This window comes from Streptomyces sp. NPDC004284, assembly GCF_042874035.1.
In the GTDB taxonomy this organism is placed as follows: Bacteria; Actinomycetota; Actinomycetes; order Streptomycetales; family Streptomycetaceae; genus Streptomyces.
On record NZ_JBIAMJ010000003.1, the window covers coordinates 484,566 to 504,334 of the forward strand.

General features: G+C 73.3%; 20 protein-coding genes. 15 read left to right on the plus strand and 5 right to left on the minus strand.

All coding sequences use genetic code 11. From position 1 onward, the window contains the following. Positions 1 to 138: 138 nt before the first annotated feature. Together ACFYUS_RS11770 and ACFYUS_RS11775 are read right to left on the minus strand one after the other, a co-directional pair. Positions 139 to 942 carry a DUF3097 domain-containing protein gene (locus ACFYUS_RS11770; RefSeq protein ID WP_388848853.1) on the minus strand — a complete coding sequence of 268 codons (804 nt, stop codon included), beginning with the start codon at positions 940 to 942 and terminating at the stop codon, positions 139 to 141. A gap of 10 nt (positions 943 to 952) precedes the next feature. Further along, positions 953 to 1,681: an MBL fold metallo-hydrolase gene (locus ACFYUS_RS11775; protein ID WP_388848856.1), complete on the minus strand. Its 729-nt coding sequence runs from the start codon at positions 1,679 to 1,681 to the stop codon at positions 953 to 955. A 145-nt stretch (positions 1,682 to 1,826) separates the two neighbouring features. On the opposite strand from ACFYUS_RS11775, the gene hrcA reads away from it, so the two are divergent. The 4 genes from hrcA (at position 1,827) to ACFYUS_RS11795 (ending at position 6,189) form a co-directional block, all read left to right on the plus strand. Further along, positions 1,827 to 2,846, plus strand: coding sequence for a heat-inducible transcriptional repressor HrcA (hrcA, locus tag ACFYUS_RS11780; RefSeq protein WP_376438464.1), 1,020 nt, complete (start codon positions 1,827 to 1,829; stop codon positions 2,844 to 2,846). Then, the gene (dnaJ, locus tag ACFYUS_RS11785) at positions 2,847 to 3,986 is read left to right on the plus strand and encodes a molecular chaperone DnaJ (protein WP_388848859.1); all 1,140 of its coding nucleotides are present in this window, start codon (positions 2,847 to 2,849) and stop codon (positions 3,984 to 3,986) included. A gap of 380 nt (positions 3,987 to 4,366) precedes the next feature. Beyond that, the gene (locus ACFYUS_RS11790; RefSeq protein ID WP_388848862.1) at positions 4,367 to 5,449 is read left to right on the plus strand and encodes a nitronate monooxygenase; all 1,083 of its coding nucleotides are present in this window, start codon (positions 4,367 to 4,369) and stop codon (positions 5,447 to 5,449) included. Beyond that, entirely contained in the window at positions 5,446 to 6,189 is a 744-nt protein-coding gene (locus ACFYUS_RS11795) for a 16S rRNA (uracil(1498)-N(3))-methyltransferase (protein WP_388848865.1), read from the plus strand. The genes ACFYUS_RS11790 and ACFYUS_RS11795 overlap by 4 nt, the downstream gene beginning before the upstream one ends. Here the strand turns inward: ACFYUS_RS11795 and ACFYUS_RS11800 are convergent. Then, positions 6,186 to 6,545 (minus strand): hypothetical protein, encoded by a 360-nt coding sequence (locus ACFYUS_RS11800; protein WP_388848868.1) that lies wholly within the window; start codon positions 6,543 to 6,545, stop codon positions 6,186 to 6,188. The genes ACFYUS_RS11795 and ACFYUS_RS11800 overlap by 4 nt on opposite strands. Positions 6,546 to 6,610: 65 nt before the next feature. Between ACFYUS_RS11800 and ACFYUS_RS11805 the strand changes: the two genes are divergently transcribed. The 6 genes from ACFYUS_RS11805 to ACFYUS_RS11830 all read left to right on the plus strand — a co-directional run bounded on the left by ACFYUS_RS11805 (position 6,611) and on the right by ACFYUS_RS11830 (position 12,418). Then, complete coding sequence (locus ACFYUS_RS11805; protein ID WP_388848871.1) at positions 6,611 to 7,867, plus strand: ATP-binding protein; 1,257 nt, start codon at positions 6,611 to 6,613, stop codon at positions 7,865 to 7,867. Beyond that, positions 7,864 to 8,958, plus strand: a complete 1,095-nt coding sequence (locus ACFYUS_RS11810; protein ID WP_388848874.1) for a tetratricopeptide repeat protein — start codon at positions 7,864 to 7,866, stop codon at positions 8,956 to 8,958. The genes ACFYUS_RS11805 and ACFYUS_RS11810 overlap by 4 nt, the downstream gene beginning before the upstream one ends. A gap of 111 nt (positions 8,959 to 9,069) precedes the next feature. Further along, positions 9,070 to 9,429, plus strand: a complete 360-nt coding sequence (locus ACFYUS_RS11815) for a histidine triad nucleotide-binding protein (RefSeq protein WP_041129179.1) — start codon at positions 9,070 to 9,072, stop codon at positions 9,427 to 9,429. A 3-nt stretch (positions 9,430 to 9,432) separates the two neighbouring features. After that, a complete protein-coding gene (locus ACFYUS_RS11820) occupies positions 9,433 to 10,338 on the plus strand; it encodes a ribonuclease Z (RefSeq protein WP_388848877.1) in 906 nt (301 codons plus the stop codon). Between the two features lie 2 nt (positions 10,339 to 10,340). Continuing rightward, positions 10,341 to 11,339, plus strand: coding sequence for an adenosine deaminase (locus ACFYUS_RS11825; protein WP_388848880.1), 999 nt, complete (start codon positions 10,341 to 10,343; stop codon positions 11,337 to 11,339). A 146-nt stretch (positions 11,340 to 11,485) separates the two neighbouring features. Continuing rightward, positions 11,486 to 12,418 carry an RICIN domain-containing protein gene (locus ACFYUS_RS11830; protein WP_388848883.1) on the plus strand — a complete coding sequence of 311 codons (933 nt, stop codon included), beginning with the start codon at positions 11,486 to 11,488 and terminating at the stop codon, positions 12,416 to 12,418. Positions 12,419 to 12,422: 4 nt separating this feature from the next. Here ACFYUS_RS11830 and ACFYUS_RS11835 read toward each other — a convergent pair whose 3' ends face one another. After that, a complete protein-coding gene (locus ACFYUS_RS11835; protein WP_388848886.1) occupies positions 12,423 to 13,631 on the minus strand; it encodes an MFS transporter in 1,209 nt (402 codons plus the stop codon). Positions 13,632 to 13,888: 257 nt separating this feature from the next. Here ACFYUS_RS11835 and ACFYUS_RS11840 point away from each other — a divergent pair, with 257 nt between their 5' ends. The 5 genes from ACFYUS_RS11840 (at position 13,889) to ACFYUS_RS11860 (ending at position 18,323) form a co-directional block, all read left to right on the plus strand. Next, entirely contained in the window at positions 13,889 to 15,007 is a 1,119-nt protein-coding gene (locus ACFYUS_RS11840; RefSeq protein WP_388848889.1) for a carbohydrate kinase family protein, read from the plus strand. A 106-nt stretch (positions 15,008 to 15,113) separates the two neighbouring features. Continuing rightward, complete coding sequence (locus tag ACFYUS_RS11845; RefSeq protein ID WP_388848892.1) at positions 15,114 to 16,151, plus strand: PhoH family protein; 1,038 nt, start codon at positions 15,114 to 15,116, stop codon at positions 16,149 to 16,151. 12 nt (positions 16,152 to 16,163) lie between these two features. Then, a complete protein-coding gene (gene ybeY, locus ACFYUS_RS11850; RefSeq protein ID WP_041129173.1) occupies positions 16,164 to 16,661 on the plus strand; it encodes an rRNA maturation RNase YbeY in 498 nt (165 codons plus the stop codon). A 4-nt stretch (positions 16,662 to 16,665) separates the two neighbouring features. Further along, complete coding sequence (locus ACFYUS_RS11855; protein ID WP_388848896.1) at positions 16,666 to 17,973, plus strand: hemolysin family protein; 1,308 nt, start codon at positions 16,666 to 16,668, stop codon at positions 17,971 to 17,973. Next, complete coding sequence (locus ACFYUS_RS11860) at positions 17,970 to 18,323, plus strand: MmcQ/YjbR family DNA-binding protein (RefSeq protein WP_086832460.1); 354 nt, start codon at positions 17,970 to 17,972, stop codon at positions 18,321 to 18,323. Before ACFYUS_RS11855 ends, ACFYUS_RS11860 begins: the two co-directional genes overlap by 4 nt. A 1-nt stretch (position 18,324) precedes the next feature. On the opposite strand, the gene ACFYUS_RS11865 is transcribed toward ACFYUS_RS11860, so the two are convergent. Further along, positions 18,325 to 19,743 (minus strand): MFS transporter, encoded by a 1,419-nt coding sequence (locus tag ACFYUS_RS11865; protein ID WP_388848901.1) that lies wholly within the window; start codon positions 19,741 to 19,743, stop codon positions 18,325 to 18,327. Between the last annotated feature and the right edge of the window lie 26 nt (positions 19,744 to 19,769).

Here is a 19,769-nt window from a genome sequence, read left to right on the forward strand (position 1 = left end):
CCCGGGGCGGCACCGGAGGGCCGGCGGCGCTGAAGGTCTGGCGGTACCGGGGGTCCGGCGGCGCTGAAGGTCTGGCGGTACCGGGGGTCCGGCGGCGCTGGAGGTCTGGCGGTGCCGGAGGCCCGGTGGCGTCGGAGGTCAGGGCACGGTCACGTGGTCGATCAGTCGCTCCACGGCACCCAGCAGCTCCGGCTCCAGGTCCTTGTAGGACGTCACGCGCTTGAGGATCGCCTGCCAGACCGCGCCCGTGTTGTCCGAGGGCCAGCCCAGGGCCCGGCAGACGCCCGTCTTCCAGTCCTGGCCCCGGGGGACCGCCGGCCAGGCCGGGATGCCCAGGACGGACGGTTTCACCGCCTCCCAGACGTCGATGTACGGGTGGCCCACGACCAGCACGTCCGGGGAGGTCACCTGGGCGGCGATCCTCGACTCCTTCGAGCCCGGGACCAGGTGGTCCACCAGGACGCCCAGGCGGGCGTCCGGCGCCGGGCCGAACTCCGCGACGATCGCGGGCAGGTCGTCGACGCCCTCCAGGTACTCCACGACCACGCCCTCGATGCGCAGGTCGTCGCCCCAGACGCGCTCGACGAGCTCCGCGTCGTGGCGGCCCTCGACGTAGATCCGGCCCGCCCGGGCCACGCGCGCGCGTGTGCCCGGGACCGCGATCGAGCCGGAGGCCGTACGGGTGGGGCGCGACGGACCGGACACCGGCCGGACCAGGGTCACCACCTTGCCCTCCAGGAGGAAGCCGCGCGGTTCCAGCGGGAACACCCGGTGCTTGCCGAAGCGGTCCTCCAGGGTCACCGTCCCCGCCTCGCAGCGGATCACCGCCCCGCAGAAGCCCGTGGCGACCTCCTCCACGACCAGGTCGGGGTCCGCCGGGACCTCCGGGACGGGTGCCGACTTCTTCCAGGGCGGGGTCAGGTCGGGGTCGTAGCTGCGCATCCGGGTGACGTTAGGGCACCTCGAAGCGCCGTGCCAGTTCATCGCGTTGTGCCCGGACGAACGTGGCGTCCACCACCGCCCCGTGCCCCGGCACGTACGCCGCCTCCTCGCCGCCCAGGGCGAGCAGCCGGTCCAGGGCGTCCGGCCAGCGGGAGGGGATCGCGTCCGGGCCGGCCTGGGGCTCGCCCGACTCCTCCACGAGGTCCCCGCAGAAGACGGTCTCGCGCCCGCCCGGGACGCAGAGCGCCAGGTCGTGGCCGGTGTGGCCGGGGCCCACGTTCGCCAGGAGGACCTGACGGCCGCCCAGGTCGAGCGTCCACTCGCCCGAGACCACGTGCCGCGGGGCCACCAGGACCTCCGCGGCCGCCTCCGCCACCGCCGGGTCCAGGCCCTGGGCCACCGCGTCCGTGCGCAGCTCCTCCCGGGCCCGGGCGCCGCCCAGGAGCTCGTCCGTCCCCACCGCGCCGAAGACCTCCGCGCCCGCGAAGACCGCGGTGCCGAGGACATGGTCGAAGTGCGGGTGGCTGAGTGCGATGTGCGTCACCTTTCGGCCGCCCGTGAGGGCCGAGATCTGCGCCCGCAGTTCGGCGCCCTCCGCGAGCGAGGAGCCCGTGTCGTACAGCAGCACCGCCTCCGTGCCCAGGACCAGCCCGACCGTGGCGTCCCAGCCGGGCAGCCGTCGCCGGCCCACCCCGTCCGCGAGCCGCTCCCATCCGTACGCTTCCCAATCCACGTCCATGGGGCGACGCTAACCGGTGCGGGCGCCGCCTCCTTGCCAGGAGCGATGCCCGCCGCCGTACACTGGCCGGGGATCGCTGGCACTCGGGCAGGGTGAGTGCCAAAAGCGGAGCAACCGGAACGACGACAGCTGGAGGTGCGCCACGATGCTCAGCGAACGCAGGCTGGAGGTCCTGCGCGCCATCGTCCAGGACTACGTCGGGACGGAGGAGCCCGTCGGCTCCAAGGCGCTCACGGAGCGCCACAAGCTCGGCGTGTCGCCCGCCACCGTGCGCAACGACATGGCCGTGCTCGAGGAGGAGGGGTACATCGCCCAGCCTCACACCAGCGCCGGGCGCATTCCCACCGACAAGGGCTACCGGCTCTTCGTCGACCGGCTCGCCGGCGTCAAGCCGCTGTCGACGCCCGAGCGGCGGGCCATCCACAACTTCCTCGACGGAGCCGTCGACCTCGACGACGTCGTCGGCCGCACGGTGCGGCTGCTCGCGCAGCTGACCCGGCAGGTCGCCGTCGTCCAGTACCCCTCGCTGACCCGCTCGACCGTCCGGCACGTGGAGCTGCTCTCGCTGGCCCCCGCCCGCCTGATGCTCGTCCTCATCACGGACACCGGCCGGGTCGAGCAGCGGGTCGTCGACTGCCCCGCACCCTTCGGCGAGACCTCGCTCGCCGACCTGAGGGCCCGGCTCAACAGCCGGGTCGTCGGCCGCCGGTTCGCCGACGTGCCGCAGCTGGTGCAGGACCTCCCCGAGTCCTTCGAGGAGATCGAGGACCGCGCCACGGTCTCGACCGTGCTCGCGACCCTCCTCGAAACGCTCGTCGAGGAGCACGAGGAGCGGTTGATGATCGGCGGCACCGCCAATCTCACCCGCTTCGGACACGACTTCCCCCTGATGATCAGGCCCGTGCTCGAAGCCCTTGAGGAGCAGGTCGTGCTCCTCAAGCTGCTCGGCGAGGCCAAGGAATCGGGCATGACCGTACGCATCGGGCACGAGAACGCCCACGAGGGGCTGAGCTCCACGTCCGTCGTCTCGGTCGGCTACGGTTCGGGCGGCGAGGCAGTCGCCAAACTCGGCGTGGTCGGACCGACCCGCATGGACTACCCCGGAACGATGGGAGCGGTACGCGCAGTGGCACGTTACGTCGGACAGATCCTGGCGGAGTCGTAAGTGGCCACGGACTACTACGCCGTACTCGGCGTGCGCCGCGACGCTTCCCAGGACGAGATCAAGAAGGCGTTCCGGAGGCTCGCGCGCGAGCTGCACCCGGACGTCAATCCCGATCCCAAGACGCAGGAACGCTTCAAGGAGATCAACGCCGCCTACGAGGTCCTCTCGGACCCGCAGAAGAAGCAGGTCTACGACCTGGGCGGCGACCCGCTCTCGGCCTCCGGCGGCGGTGGCGCGGGCGGCGGCTTCGGGGCCGGTGGCTTCGGCAACTTCTCCGACATCATGGACGCCTTCTTCGGCACGGCTTCGCAGCGCGGCCCGCGCTCGCGGACCCGGCGGGGTCAGGACGCCATGATCCGCCTGGAGATCGACCTCAACGAGGCGGCCTTCGGCACCACCAAGGACATCCAGGTCGACACGGCGGTCGTCTGCACCACCTGTTCGGGTGAGGGTGCCGCGCCCGGCACCTCCGCGCAGACCTGTGACATGTGCCGCGGCCGCGGCGAGGTCTCCCAGGTCACCCGGTCCTTCCTCGGCCAGGTCATGACCTCCCGTCCCTGCCCGCAGTGCCAGGGCTTCGGCACGGTCGTCCCGACCCCGTGCCCCGAGTGCGCGGGCGACGGCCGCGTGCGGTCCCGCCGCACGCTCACGGTCAAGATCCCGGCCGGCGTCGACAACGGCACCCGCATCCAGCTCGCGGGCGAGGGCGAGGTCGGCCCCGGCGGCGGCCCCGCCGGCGACCTGTACGTCGAGATCCACGAGACCCCGCACGAGGTCTTCCAGCGGCGCGGCGACGACCTGCACTGCACGGTCACCATCCCGATGACGGCGGGTGCGCTCGGCACGAAGGTGCCGCTGCAGACCCTCGACGGCACCGAGGAGATCGACATCCGGCCGGGCACGCAGTCCGGCCAGTCGATCCCGCTGCACGGGCGCGGCGTCACGCACCTGCGGGGCAACGGCCGGGGCGACCTGATCGTGCACGTCGAGGTGACGACCCCGAGCAAGCTCGACGCCGAGCAGGAGCGCCTCCTGCGTGAACTGGCCAAGCTGCGCGGCGAGGAACGGCCCACGGGCCAGTTCCAGCCGGGCCAGCAGGGCTTGTTCTCGCGGCTGAAGGACGCGTTCAACGGGCGGTAGGCGCTCGGCTGGGGGTCCGGGGGTCGTCCCCCGGGTCAGCACGGTCAGCCGGGTCGGCAGGGCTTGTTCTCGCGGCTGAAGGACGCGTTCAACGGGCGGTAGGCGCTCGGCTGGGGGTCCGGGGGTCGTCCCCCGGGTCAGCACGGTCAGCCGGGCCAGCAGGGCTTGTTCTCGCGGCTGAAGGATGCCTTCAACGGGCGGTAGGCGCTCGGCTGGGGGTCCGGGGGTCGTCCTCCGGGTCAGCACGGTCAGCCGGGTCGGCGGGGTTTGTCCTCGCGGTTGAAGGACGCCTTCAACGGGCGGTAGGACCTGAGGAAGGGGCGGCACCCGGTGTGCCGCCCCTTTCCGTTGTCCGCGTGCGGGCATGACACGATGCCCATATGTCCACCACCGCACTGAACGATCTCTCTCGTTTCCCGATCGTGCAGGCCCCCATGGCGGGTGGCGCCTCCTGTCCCGAGCTCGTCGGGGCCGTCTGCGAGGCCGGGGCGCTCGGCTTCCTCGCCGGCGGGTACAAGACGGCCGGAGGCCTGTACCAGGAGGTCAAGCGGGTCCGCGGGCTCACCGCACGCCCCTTCGGGGTCAACCTCTTCCTGCCGCAGGACGGCCGGCCCGCCGACCCCGCCGCCGTCGAGGTCTACCGTCACCAGCTCGCCGGCGAGGTCACCTGGTACGAGACCCCGCTCGGCGAGGCGGACGAGTCCCGTGACGACGCCTACGACGCCAAGCTCGCCATCCTCCTGGAGGACCCGGTCCCCGTCGTCTCCTTCACCTTCGGCTGCCCCGCGCGCGAGACCTTCCACGCCTTCGACCGCGTCGGTACGTACACGATCGTCACCGTCACCTCCGTCGACGAGGCCCTCGCCGCGCAGCGGGCCGGCACCGACGCCGTCTGCGTCCAGGGCGTCGAGGCCGGCGGGCACCAGGGCACGTACCGCGACGACCCGGCCGACGAAGGCGCCCCGGGCACCGGGCTCCTCACCCTGATCACCCAGGTCCGCGAGGCCGTCGCGCTGCCGATCGTCGCCGCCGGAGGCATCATGCGCGGCGCGCAGATCGCCGCCGTCCTCGCCGCCGGCGCCGACGCCGCCCAGCTCGGCACCGCCTTCCTCAGCTGCCCCGAGTCGGGCGCCCACCCCCTGCACAAGCAGGCCCTGACGGACCCGCTGTTCACCCGGACCGCCCTCACCCGGGCCTTCTCCGGGCGCCCGGCGCGCGGCCTCGTCAACCGCTTCATGCGCGAGCACGGGCCGTACGCCCCCGCCGCCTACCCCGAGATCCACCACCTCACCGCCCCGCTCCGCAAGGCCGCCGCCGACGCCGGCGACGCCCAGGGCATGGCCCTGTGGGCCGGCCAGGGCCACCGCCTCGCCCGCGAACTCCCCGCCGGGCAGCTGGTCGAGGTGCTGGCCGCCGAACTGGACACCGCCCTCTCCGAGCTCGCCCACAGGAGCACCTCATGACCGCACCCGTCTTCGTCGTCGACACCGTCCCCGGTGCCGGGAGTTTCCTCCTGGACGGGCCCGAGGGACGGCACGCCGTCTCCGTGAAGCGGCTGCGGGCCGGGGAGGAACTCGTGCTCGCCGACGGGCGCGGCCGCTGGGCCGAGTGCGTGGTGGTCTCCGCCGAGGGCAGGGACGAGCTGACCGTGCGGGTCGACGAGGTCCACGAGGACCCCGAGGAGGAGCCCCGCATCACCGTCGTCCAGGCGCTCCCCAAGGGCGACCGGGGCGAACTCGCCGTCGAGACCATGACCGAGACCGGCGTGGACGCGATCGTGCCCTGGGCCGCCTCCCGCTGCATCACCCAGTGGAAGGGCGACCGGGGCCTCAAGGCGCTCGGCAAGTGGCGGTCCACCGCGCGCGAGGCCGGCAAGCAGTCCCGCCGCACCCGCTTCCCCGAGGTCGCCGAGCCCATGACGACCAAGCAGGTCGCCGCCCTCCTCGCGGGCGCCGACTTCGCGGCCGTCCTGCACGAGGACCGCGACCACCCCAGCGGCGCCCTCGCCACCGCCGAACTCCCCGCCAAGGGCTCGATCGTGCTCGTCGTCGGCCCCGAGGGAGGGGTCTCCCCGGACGAGCTCGCCGCCTTCGAGGCCGCGGGCGCGAAGCCGTACCGCCTCGGCCGCAGCGTCCTGCGCACGTCGACGGCCGGCACGGCGGCCACGGCCCTCGTGCTGGGGCGCACCGGCCGCTGGGGCTAGGGCCCGTCCGGGCCGGTCAGCGTGTCGTAGAGCGGCCAGGCGTCCTCCTCGCGGACGCCGTGGACGGTGGGGAGGAGGTCTCGGGCCCCGGCCTCCTCCAGGAAGCGGCGTACGACCCCGGGCATGTTCAGGTTCAGGATGTCGCCGTCGGCCGAGGCCACGTCGCCCAGACCGAAGGGGTACCCGGCCACGATGCGGCCCGGTCCTTCCCGGAAGACGAGACGCAGCTGCGCGTGAGGGTGCTCCGCGCGGCGCAGCGAGAGCACCGTCCGGCAGTCGGGGTGCCGGTGCCGGACGTTCCACAGCCACACGGTGCCGTCCACGGTCAGTCTGCGCGGTGCGCCTTCCCGTCTCATGCCGCGCACCCTACGCCCCGTACCCGGTGGACAGGGGGCCCCGGACGCTCCTTAGGCTGACCCGCATGGCCGACGAGTCCCCCCTCATCCGCAGTCTGCGCGCCGCCGTGGCCGCCGCCCCCGGTGACGTGCCCCTGCGCCTCCACTTCGCCGAACTCCTCCTCGCGGAGGGGCGGAACGACGAGGCCGTCGCGGAGGCGGCCGTCGCCCTCCAGCACGCGCCCGGTGACGCGGACGCGCGGGCGCTGATGGTGCGGGCGATGGGGATGCAGCCGGCGGGGCCCCCGCCGGTGGAGCCCCCGCCCGCTCCGGCCGCCGAGGCCCCCGCCTTCGACTGGGACGCCGCCGAGCAGCAGGTGCGGGACCTCGTCGGGCCCCGGTTCCTCGACGATCCGCAGGCCGACGGCGGCGAGGGGACCGCCGGGGACGCCGCCGCCTGGGACGTCGACGCGCCCGGTGCCGTCCGCCTCGCCGACGTCGGCGGCATGGAGGAGGTCAAGGAGCGGCTGGAGGCCGCCTTCCTCGCGCCCATGCGCAACCCCGAACTGCGCAGGCTGTACGGCAAGTCGCTGCGCGGCGGCCTGCTCCTCTACGGTCCGCCCGGCTGCGGCAAGACCTTCATCGCGAGGGCCGTCGCGGGCGAACTCGGCGCGAACTTCCTCACGGTCTCGCTCTCCGACGTCCTCGACATGTGGATCGGGGCCTCCGAGAAGAACATCCACGACATCTTCGAGACCGCCCGCCGCCAGGCGCCCTGCGTCGTCTTCCTCGACGAGCTCGACGCCCTCGGCGCCAAGCGCTCGCGCACCCACCACAGCGGCCTGCGCAACGTCGTCAACCAGCTCCTCACCGAGCTCGACGGCATCGCGAGCGGCGCCGGGAACGAGGGCGTCTTCGTGCTCGCCGCCACCAACGTGCCCTGGGACGTGGACATCGCGCTGCGCCGCCCGGGCCGTCTCGACCGCACCCTGCTCGTGCTGCCGCCGGACGCCGCCGCCCGCGAGTCGATCCTCCGCTACCACCTGCGGGAGCGCCCCATCGAGGCCGTCGACCTCGGCAAGCTCGTCAAGGCCACCGAGGACTTCTCCGGCGCGGACCTCGCCCACGTCTGCGAGAGCGCCGCCGAGGCCGCGCTCCTCGACTCCGCCCGCACCGGCTCCGTACGCCTGATCACCACCAAGGACCTGCTCGGCGCGGCCCGGCAGATCAAGCCGTCCACGGAGCCGTGGTTCGCCGCCGCCCGGAACGTCGCCATGTTCGCCAACGAGGGCGGCCTGTACGACGACCTCCTCGCCCACCTCAAGCGGAAGCGCAAGCTGTGACCGTCCCCACCGAACTCGCCCGCGCCGAGGCGCTCTACGAGACCGGGCGGTACGCGCAGGCCGGCGAGCTCGTCGCCCGGCACCTGGCGGGCGAACCGGAGGACGCCGAGGCGCTCGTCCTGCTCGCCCGCTGCCAGCACCGGGCCGGCGACCGGGCCGCCGCCCTCTCCGCCGTCGACCAGGCGCTGCGGGCCGGGCCCGAACTGCTCGGCGGCTGGCTGATGCGCGTCCACATCCTCCTCGCCGACAAGCGGTACGAGGAGGCCGAGGCCACCGCCCGGCACGCCGTCGCCCTCGCCCCGAACCACTGGGGCACCCACTACGCGCTCGGCACCGCCCTCGCCGAGCACGGCGAGGCCACCCGCACGCACGCGCGTACCGTCGAGGCCTACGAGGCGGCCCGGACCGCCGTGAACCTCGCCCCCGAGGAGGACGCCGCCCACTTCCTCGTCGGTCTCACCGCCCAGCGGCGCGGCGACCACGCCACCGCCCAGCGGGCGTACGAGGCGACGCTGCGCCTCAACCCGCAGAGCAGCGAGGCCCACAACAACCTCTCGCTGCTGAGGCTGCGCCGCCGCTGGTTCCGGCGCGGTGCCTGGACCCAGGCCGCCGAGGGCTTCGTCGCCTCCGCCGCGCTCGACCTCCAGGACCGCAAGGCCCGCTACAACCTGGAGGCCATGGCCTGGAACACCTCCGCCGGGGCCCGCTGGGTCGCCCTCCTCGGCTTCGTGGCCTCCGCCGCCGCCCGCACCTCGATCCCCGACGGCGCGATCTGGGCCGATGCGGCCGTCCCGCTCCTGGTCGGCACGGCCGTGGTCCTCGGCGCCTGGACCGGATGGGCGGTGTGGATGGGCCGCCGGGTGCCGCCCCGGCTGCGCCGGCCGCTGCTCCTGGTGGCCCGCAACTGCCGGCCCGTGCTCTTCATGGCCGGGGCCGTCGGGCTCCTCGGCCTCTACTCGCTCGTCTCGCTCCTTCTCTGGTCCTTCGACCCGGGCACGGTGAGCGGATTCGGCACGCCCCTGTTCTGGGGCGTGATCATCACGTACTGGGTGAGCCGCTCGGCGCTCAACCGGCGCGCACCGAGGGACTGAGGGTTTTCCACAGGCTGCCGCCGGCTCCCCCCGGCTGCCGGGGACGGCGGATAGCATGACCGGGTAGTGATCGTCAGTAGTCGGCAGCATCAGACCGAGGAGGTCCGGGACATGGCCGGAGAGCCGCAGAGCGACTGCCTGTTCTGCAAGATCGCGGAAGGGGAGGTGCCGGCGACGATCGTGCGCGAGACGGAGACCACCGTCGCGTTCCGCGACATCAACCCGCAGGCGCCCACACACGTCCTCGTGATCCCGCGCGTCCACTACCCCGACGCCGCCTCGCTGGCCGCCGCCGCGCCGACCGTCGCCGCCGACATACTGCGCGAGGCGGGCGAGGTCGCCGAGCAGGAGAAGATCGACGGCAGCGGCTTCCGGATCGTCTTCAACACCGGCGCCGGCGCCGGCCAGACCGTCTTCCACGCCCACGCGCACGTCCTCGGCGGCCGTGGCCTCAACTGGCCCCCCGGATAAGACGTGTCCGTACGCGAACTGGTCGTCCTCGGCACCGCCAGCCAGGTCCCGACCCGGCACCGCAACCACAACGGCTACGTGCTGCGCTGGGACGGCCGGGGCATCCTCTTCGACCCCGGCGAGGGCACCCAGCGGCAGATGCTGCGCGCCGGGGTCGCCGCGCACGACCTCGACCGGATCTGCGTCACGCACTTCCACGGCGACCACTCGCTCGGCCTGGCCGGGGTGATCCAGCGGATCAACCTCGACCAGGTCCCGCACCCGGTCACCGCCCACTACCCGGCGAGCGGACAGCACTTCTTCGAGCGGCTGCGGTACGCCACGGCCTACCGCGAGACCGTGAAGCTGACCGAGGCGCCGGTCGCCGCCGACGGGCCGCTCGCCGTCACCGAGGACTTCACCCTCGACGCCCGCCGGCTCTCCCACCCCGTCGAGTCCTACGGCTACCGGATCACCGAGCCCGACGGGCGCCGCCTCCTGCCCGAGAAGCTCGCCGCGCACGGCATCAAGGGCCCCGACGTCGGCCGGATCCAGCGCGACGGCAGTCTGAACGGCATCGGCCTCGACGAGGTCAGCGAGGTCCGGCGCGGGCAGCGCTTCGCCTTCGTCATGGACACCCGCCTCTGCGACGGGGTGCACGCCCTCGCCGAAGGCGCCGACATGCTCGTCATCGAGTCGACCTTCCTCGACGAGGACGTCCGCCTCGCCACCGACCACGGCCATCTGACGGCCGGACAGGCCGCGGCCGTCGCCCGGGACGCGGGCGTGCGGCACCTCGTCCTCACCCACTTCTCGCAGCGCTACTCCGACCCCGCCGCGTTCGAACGGCAGGCGCGGGCGGCCGGGTTCGACGGCGAGCTGAGCATTGCCCAGGACCTCATGAGGGTCCCCGTACCGAAACGAACGTGAACATGCCTGTACCCAAGGCCGAACTGCACCTCCACATCGAAGGCACCCTCGAACCCGAGCTGGCCTTCGCGCTCGCCGCCCGCAACGGCGTCACCCTGCCGTACGCCGACACCGACGCCCTCCGCGAGGCGTACCGCTTCAGCGACCTCCAGTCCTTCCTGGACCTCTACTACGGCCTGATGGCGGTCCTGCGCACCGCCGAGGACTTCACCGAGCTCGCCGACGCCTATCTGGAGCGGGCAGCCGCCCAGGGCGTCCGGCACGCCGAGATCTTCTTCGATCCGCAGGCGCACACCGCCCGCGGCGTCCCCCTCGGGACCGTGATCGAGGGGCTCGGCGCCTCCCTCGACCGCGCCGAGGAGCGGTACGGGATCTCCACCCGGCTCATCCTGTGCTTCCTGCGCGACGAGTCCGCCGAGTCCGCGCTCGCGACCCTGGAGGCCGCGAAGCCGTACCTCCACCGCATCACCGGCGTCGGCCTCGACTCGGCCGAGGTCGGCCACCCGCCGGCCAAGTTCCGCGAGGTGTACGAGGAGGCCGCCCGGCTCGGCCTGCGCCGCGTCGCCCACGCGGGCGAGGAGGGCCCCGCCGCCTACGTGCGCGAAGCCCTCGACGTCCTCGGCGCCGAGCGCATCGACCACGGCCTGCGCTGCATGGAGGACCCCTCGCTCGTCGAGCGGCTGGCCCACGAGCGGGTGCCGCTCACCCTCTGTCCCTTCTCGAACGTCCGGCTCCGCGTCATCGACACCCTCGCCGACCATCCGCTGCGCGCCATGATGACGGCGGGGCTGCTCGTCACCGTCAACTCCGACGACCCGGCGTACTTCGGGGGATACGTGGGAGACAACTTCGACGGGGTGCGGGACGCGCTGGGCCTCACCGAGGACCAGCTCCGCGAGCTGGCGCGGAACTCCTTCGAGGCGTCGTTCCTGGAGGACGACGAGGAGCGCCGGGCGCGGTACCTCGCCGAGGTGGAGGCGTACGAGTTCGGAGGCCGGTGACCGGGCGGTGCCGGGGCCGGTGACGGGGAGACACCGGGGCCGGTGACCCGGAGACGCCGGGCGTACGTGTTTTCGGATTGCGGGTCTCCGGGTCCGGCCGTGGGGTGATACTCGGGCGACGACAGTTGTTTCGGGGGGAGCAGCACGTGTCAGACACGCTCGGTCCCACGGGGGACACCACGGCCACGCCGCCGAGCCCCCCGGCCTCGGGAGCCGCCTCGGGAGCCGCCTCGGGAGCCGCCCCAGCCGAGCGGGCGGCGGCCCCGCACCCGCCCCGGTGGGCCTGGTGGGTGGCCGGAGTGGTGGTGCCCCTGGTCGGTGCTCTGGCCACGGTCCTGACCCAGACGCAGCGCACCGGCGGCACGGCGGCGCCGCCGCCCGCGCAGGTCCTGCCCACGGGAGCCACGTCCACCGCGAGCGGGACACCCGGCACCGGACCGACCTCCGCGACGCCGTCCCCGACGGCCGCGGCAACGGGAACCACACCCCCGGGGGCCGCCGCGCCCACCTCCGCCCCGGCCCCGACCCGCGCCCCCACCCGGGCGCCCGGGACGACCCCGCCCGCCCGGCAGTCCCCGACGCGGGTGCCGCCCGCGCCGAGGGACGGCGGCGCGGTGGCGCCCCCGGTGGGCCCGGCGGTACGGATCGTGAACGCCAACAGCGGCCTGTGCCTCGCCGTGCCCGGGGCCTCGACGGCGGTCGTCGATCTGAACCAGTTCGGCTGCGGCCCGTACGCCGACCACTTCTGGCGCCTCTCTCCCGGCGGCACGGACGGCGCCGGGCGGGTCCGCTACCGGATCGTGAACGACAACAGCGGGTACTGCGCGGCCGTTCCGGGGGCGAGCAGGGACACCGCCGTGAACGTCAACCAGTACCCCTGCGGCGACTATCCGGACCACTTCTGGCGGGTCGAGTACCAGAAGCGGGACGCGGCCGGACGCCCGCTCTACCGGATCGTCAACGCCAACAGCGGGCTCTGCCTCGCCGTCCCCGGGGCGAGCACCCGGCAGACCGCGCCGGTCAACCAGTACCCGTGCGGCCCGTACCCCGACCACTTCTGGCGGTTCGGGCAGGAGTGAGGCCTCAGCCCCGGTCCGCGAGGACCGCCGCGGGGGCCGCCGCGGGGGCCCCGCCGCGGCGGCGGACCGGGCCCGGGCGCCGCCCCGAGGCGTGGTGGGCCACCGCCGTCATCGGGACGGCCACGAGCAGGAGCAGGGCGCACAGGACCAGGCCCATGCCCGGGTAGCCGGCCCGGTCGGAGAGCAGGGAGCCGACCGCCGGACCGCAGGCCGTGCCGAGGGACGAGGCCGAGCCGACCATGACGGCCCAGCGGCCGCGTGGGTCGAGGGAGGCGGCCAGGCCCAGGAGGTAGGAGAGGACGACGGGGTAGACGGCGTTCCAGAGGATCTCGCCGGTCGCGAAGCCCGCGAGGCCCTCGGCGTTCGAGCTCAGCAGGACGCAGCCCGCGATCGTGACCGTGCCCGCGCCGATCGGGACGGCCCGGCCCAGGCGGGAGCCGAGGGCGCCCGCCGCGGTGACGCCGGCGAGGCCCGCGCCGAGCGCCGTCGCGAAGACCGCGCCGACGGTGACCTCGGAGAGGCCGGCCTGGGTGAGTCCGATGCGGCCGCTCACGCCCCAGAGGGCGTTCTGGGCGAGGGACCAGCAGAGGATGCCTCCGGCGAGGACGGCGCCGGAGCGGAGGCGGGGGAGGGGGTCGGGGGCCGTCGTCGCCTCCCGTGCCGCGTGCGGGGTGTCCGGGAGGCGGCCGGTGACCGGCCAGGCCAGGGCCGCCGCGCAGGCGATGGCGAGGAGCGGGGCGGAGTGGCCGCCGTCCAGGTGCGGGAGGGTCAGGTAGAGGGCGCCGGCCGTCGCCGAGACGGAGAGCAGGCCGAGGGTCGAGGCGCGGTGCGGGTCCCGCCGGCCCGCGATCCCGGCCACGGCCACCGCCGTCGCCGTGCCCGAGCCGAGGCCGCCGAGGACCGCGCCCGTGATCACCAGCGGTACGAGGCCGGTCGCGGCGGCGGAGCCGTATCCGACGGCCATCGCGAGCAGGCCCGCGCGGGCGGCCCGGCGCGGGCCGATCCGGTCCCCGCGCGCGGCGAGCGTGAAGCCGGCCGTGGAGGAGCCGAGGAGCAGGACGGATCCGATCAGGCCCGCCTGGGCGGGGGCGAGGGCGAGCCCGGCGGAGAGGCGGCCCACGACGGTCGGCAGGAGGTACGGGGCGAGGTAGCCGGCCGTGAAGAGGGCGACGAGGGCGGCGAGGGCCCCCGTGTCGCGGGGCCGCGAGGACATGGGCGTTCCCTGAGATGGAAAAGGGGAGGGGGAGCGCCCGGTGGTGTGCGCGGGGCACGGGGTCGCGCGACCATGTGTATCAAGCGGATGAGCGGCGGGAGAAGACGGTTTCCGTCGATTCGGTGCATGATCTGGATCACTTGAGGTTTGATCGCGAGGATCGCGGGTAAGAGGCCGCTCTTCCTGTGCGTCCCACCCGCCACCCCACCCCCATCGGGCACACTGATCTGATCCGCACCACGACCGGGGAGCCTGCCGTGACCACAGCAAGGGGAGAGCAGCCGCAACACGACGCCGGGGTCGACCCGTTGGTGTGCCTGCGCGAGCCCACCGACCCCGCCTGCGACGTCTTCCTCACGGGCACGGTCTTCCTCGACATCATCTTCACCGGCCTGGACAGCGCCCCCGTCCGCGGCACCGAGTCCTGGGCCCGGGGCATGGGGTCGAGCCCCGGCGGCGTCGCCAACATGGCCACCGCCCTCGCCCGGCTCGGACTGCGGACCTCGCTCGCCGCCGCGTTCGGCGACGACCACTACGGCGAGTACTGCTGGGACGCCCTGGAGCAGGGCGAGGGCATCGACCTCTCGCTCTCCCGGACCGTCCCCGGCTGGCACTCCCCGGTCACCGTCTCCATGGCCTACGAGGGCGAGCGCACGATGGTCTCCCACGGCCACGAGGCCCCGCCCCTCGACGGCGCCCTGCCCGCCTACCCGCCGCACGCGCGCGCGGCCGTCGCCTCCCTCGTGCCCGGCCGCACCGAGGACTGGGTCGCCCAGGCCGCCCGCGGCGGCGCCAAGGTCTTCGCCGACGTCGGCTGGGACGACACCGGCCGCTGGGACCTCGACGGCCTCACCGACCTCCAGCACTGCGAGGCCTTCCTGCCCAACGCCGCCGAGGCGATGCGCTACACCCGCACCGACTGCCCCCGGGCCGCCGCCCGCGCCCTCGCCGACAAGGTCCGCTACGCCGTGGTCACCCTCGGCTCCGAGGGCGCCTACGCCGTCGACGGGGGCACCGGCGAGACCGCCGAGGTCCCCGCCATCCAGGTCTCCGCCCTCGACCCGACCGGGGCCGGGGACGTCTTCGTCGCCGGTTTCGTCACCGGCACCCTCGCCGACTGGCCGCTCGCCGACCGGCTCGCCTTCGCCGGCCTGACCGCCGCGCTCTCCGTGCAGGAGTTCGGCGGCTCGCTGTCCGCCCCGACCTGGGGCGAGATCGCCGCCTGGTGGCAGCACGTCCAGGGGCACGCCCGGCAGGACCCCGAGGCGCTGCGCGGCCGCTACGCCTTCCTGGAGCGGCTCCTGCCCGCCCCCGCCCGCCCCTGGCCGCTGCGCAGGGCCGTACCGACCATCGGCTTCCGGGCCGCTCATTCGTAAACCCTTACGAGCTTGACGGTGCCTGGTCGTAGGCTTGGTAGCCGAGAGGTTGTCGAGCAGCGAGAACCCTGCAACGGGAGGTATGTGCAGGCCACAGTGCCGGCCCATGACTCAGACACCCACAGCCCACAACGGAGCACCCCACGACGGGGTGCCAGGACAGGCCCGCGCCCGCTTCACCGTCCCCGCGAAGCACCCCATGGTGACGATCCTCGGTTCCGGTGACTCCCTGCTCCGCGTGATCGAGCGGTCGTTCCCGCAGGCCGACATCCACGTCCGTGGCAACGAGGTCAGCGCGGTCGGCGACGCGGTGGAAGTCGCCCTGATCCAGCGCCTGTTCGACGAGATGATGCTGGTGCTCCGCACCGGTCAGCCGATGACGGAGGACGCAGTGGAACGCTCGATCGCCATGCTCAGGGCGAGCGAGAACGGATCGGCGGAGGGCGGCGAGGAGACTCCCGCCGAGGTGCTCACGCAGAACATCCTCTCCAGCCGGGGACGCACGATCCGTCCCAAGACGCTCAACCAGAAGCGGTACGTCGACGCGATCGACAAGCACACGATCGTCTTCGGCATCGGCCCCGCCGGCACCGGCAAGACCTACCTCGCCATGGCGAAGGCGGTCCAGGCCCTGCAGTCCAAGCAGGTCAACCGGATCATCCTGACCCGGCCCGCCGTCGAGGCGGGCGAGCGGCTCGGCTTCCTGCCCGGCACGCTCTACGAGAAGATCGACCCGTACCTGCGGCCGCTCTACGACGCCCTGCACGACATGCTCGACCCCGACTCGATCCCCAAGCTCATGGCGAGCGGGACGATCGAGGTCGCGCCCCTGGCGTACATGCGCGGACGCACGCTGAACGACGCGTTCATCATCCTCGACGAGGCGCAGAACACGAACCCCGAGCAGATGAAGATGTTCCTCACCCGCCTCGGCTTCGACTCGAAGATCGTCATCACCGGTGACGTCACCCAGGTCGACCTGCCGAACGGGACGAAGAGCGGTCTGCGGCAGGTCCGCGACATCCTCGACGGCGTCCCGGACGTGCACTTCTCGATGCTCACGTCGCAGGATGTCGTCCGGCACAAGCTCGTCGGCCGTATCGTCGACGCGTACGAGCAGTACGACAGCCGCAACGGGAAGTAGCAGAAACAGCACATGTCGATCGACGTCAACAACGAGTCCGGAACCGAGGTCGACGAGCAGGCGATCCTCGACATCGCCCGCTACGCGCTCGCGCGCATGCGCATCCACCCGCTCTCCGAGCTCTCGGTGATCGTCGTGGACGCGGAGGCGATGGAGCAGCTCCACATCCAGTGGATGGACCTGCCCGGACCGACGGACGTCATGTCCTTCCCGATGGACGAGCTGCGCCCGCCGTCGAAGGACGACGAGGAGCCCCCGCAGGGCCTCCTCGGCGACATCGTGCTCTGCCCCGAGGTCGCCACCCAGCAGGGCAAGGACGCGCCGACGCAGCACTCCATGGACGAGGAGCTCCAGCTCCTCACCGTCCACGGCGTGCTGCACCTGCTCGGGTACGACCACGAGGAGCCGGACGAGAAGGCCGAGATGTTCGGCCTCCAGGCGGCGATCGTCGACGGCTGGCGCGCGGAGAAGGGGCTCACCGGCCCGTCCCCGGCGCCGACCGTCTCCTGACCCGATGGACGTCTCGCTGATCCTCGGCGCGGTCGCGCTGGTCATCGTCGCCTGGCTCGCCGCCTGCGCCGAGGCCGGTCTCGCCCGCGTCTCCAGCTTCCGCGCCGCCGAGGCCGTACGGTCCGGGCGGCGCGGAGCCGACCGGCTGGCCCAGGTCACGGCCGACCCGACCCGCTACCTCAACGTGGCGCTGCTCGTCCGCGTCTCCTGCGAGATGGCGGCCGGCGTCCTCGTCACGTACGTCTGCCTCAAGGGCTTCCCGGAGACCTGGCAGGCGCTGCTCGTCGCGATCGTCGTCATGGTCCTCGTCTCGTACGTGGCCGTCGGCGTCTCGCCGCGCACCATCGGCCGCCAGCACCCGCTGAACACGGCGACCGCCGCCGCGTACGTGCTGCTGCCGCTGGCCCGGATCATGGGTCCGATCCCGCAGCTGCTGATCCTCATCGGCAACGCGCTGACCCCGGGCAAGGGCTTCCGCAAGGGCCCCTTCGCCTCCGAGGCCGAGCTGCGGGCCATGGTCGACCTCGCCGAGGCCGAGTCGCTGATCGAGGACGAGGAGCGCCGCATGGTGCACTCGGTCTTCGAGCTGGGCGACACCCTCGTCCGCGAGGTGATGGTGCCCCGGACCGATCTGATCTGCATCGAGCGGTACAAGACGATCCGTCAGGCCCTCACCCTCGCGCTGCGCTCCGGGTTCTCCCGGATCCCGGTCACCGGGGAGAACGAGGACGACATCGTCGGCATCGTCTACCTGAAGGACCTGGTCCGCAGGACCCACATCAACCGGGACTCCGAGGCCGACCTGGTGTCCACCGCGATGCGGTCCGCCGTCTTCGTGCCCGACACCAAGAACGCCGGTGACCTGCTGCGCGAGATGCAGCAGCAGCGCAACCACGTCGCCGTCGTCATCGACGAGTACGGCGGCACGGCCGGCATCGTCACCATCGAGGACATCCTGGAGGAGATCGTCGGCGAGATCACCGACGAGTACGACCGGGAGCTGCCGCCCGTCGAGGAGCTCGGCGACGACCGCTACCGGGTCACCGCCCGCCTCGACATCGGCGACCTCGGCGAGCTGTACGGCTTCGGCCCCGACGAGTACGACGACGAGGACGTGGAGACCGTCGGCGGTCTGCTCGCCAAGGCGCTCGGCCGGGTCCCGATCTCCGGGGCCAAGGCGGTCGTGGAGCTGCCGGACGGCCGCTCGCTGCGGCTGACGGCCGAGTCCCCCGCCGGCCGCCGGAACAAGATCGTCACCGTGCTCGTGGAGCCGCTCGTGGAACCGCTGGAACCGGAGGAGAAGACGGAATGACCCCCGACGAGCTGCGCGCCTTCTGCCTGGACTTCAACGACGCCTCGGAGGAGTTCCCGTTCGGTCCGGACACCTCCGTGTTCAAGGTCGCCGGGAAGATGTTCGCGCTCTCGTGGCTCGACGGCCGGCCGCTGCGGGTCAACCTCAAGTGCGACCCGGACGAGGCCGTGCGGCTCCGCGAGGAGCACCCGGCGATCGCCCCCGGCTACCACATGAACAAGCGGCACTGGAACACCGTGACCGTGGGAGAGCTCCCGGACCGGATGGTCCGGGAGCTCGTCGAGGACTCGTACGACCTCGTCGTCGCCGGTCTTCCGAAGGCGGTACGGCTCCGCCTCGACCGCCCCTGAGTCAGGACCGGCGCCGCAGGCCGAGGGCGACCAGGAGCGCCGCCCCGACCACGATCGCCGCGTCGAGGGCGATGACCGTGCGGACCCCGGCGAAGAGGTCGGAGCCGGTGGTGGCGAGCACGCCGAGCAGCGGGATGCCGACGGTCAGGCCGACCTGCTGGGTCGTGGTGACCAGACCGGTCGCGAGCCCCTGCTCCTCGTCGCGGACGCCGGAGGTGACGGTCACGCCGTACGAGATGATCGCGCCGAGGTGCAGCATCGACGCCAGCGAGACGGCGACGGTCGCCAGGACCGCGCCCGACTCCCGGCCGATGCCGAGGATCGCGGCGGTCAGCAGGCCCTGGCCGAGGAGCGAGACCACCAGGGTGCGGTGGGCGCCGAAGCGGCCGATCACCTTCGGGGTGAGCATGCCGGCGAGCACCGAGAACGCGCCCTGGACGCCGAAGACGATGCCGGAGGCGAAGGCCGAGAGGCCCAGGGTCTCCTGGAGGTACAGGGTCAGGACGAAGACGATCGTCGACATCATCGAGAACGTGACCAGACCGCCCAGGTTGCCGAAGGCGACGGTGCGGCGGCGCAGCACCGGCAGCGAGACCAGCGGGGCCGGGTGCCGGGACTCGATCACGCCGAAGGCGGCGAGCAGCAGCACGCCGAGGGCGAGGGCGACGGGGACGTCCACGCCGTCGAAGCCGCGCTCGGCCGCCGTCGTCAGGGCGTAGATCAGGGAGAGCAGACCGCCGGTGACGGTCAGCGCGCCGGGCACGTCGAGGCGGGGCCGCTCGGGGGTGCGGGACTCGGGCAGCAGGCCCGGGGCGAGCGGCAGCACGATCAGGGTGAAGACGGCGAGCAGGCCCATCGTGGAGCGCCAGCCGAGGGTGTCGGTCATGACGCCGCCGAGCACCATGCCGATGGTGAAGCCGAGGGACATCAGGGTGCCGGAGATGCCGAGCGCCCTCGCTCGCAGCGGGCCCTCGGGGAAGACGGTGGTGAGCAGCGCCATGCCGGTCGGCACGATCGCCGCCGCGCCGAGGCCCTGGAGGGCGCGGCCGGCGAGGAAGGCGCCGGGGCTCCAGGCGAGGGTCGCGAGCAGGGAGGCCGCGCCGAAGAGCACGAGGCCGGAGAGGAAGAGCTTCTTGCGGCCGAAGAGGTCGCCGATCCGGCCGAAGAGGAGCAGGAAGCCGCCGGAGGGCAGGGCGAAGGCGGTGACGGCCCACTGGAGGGCGGACTGGTCGAAGTGCAGGTCGGCGCCGAGGACGGGCAGGGCGACGTTCAGGACGGAGAAGTCGAGCGCCACCATGAACTGGGCGGCGCACAGGACGAAGAGGACGAGCCGGTCGCGGCGGGTGAGGGCCGGGGGAGCGGCGGGGGTCTCGGCGGGGGCGGTGGTGGGGGACTCGGGCGGGGTGGTCGTCGTTGCCATGCGCCCACCTTCGGCGGGCGGGAACA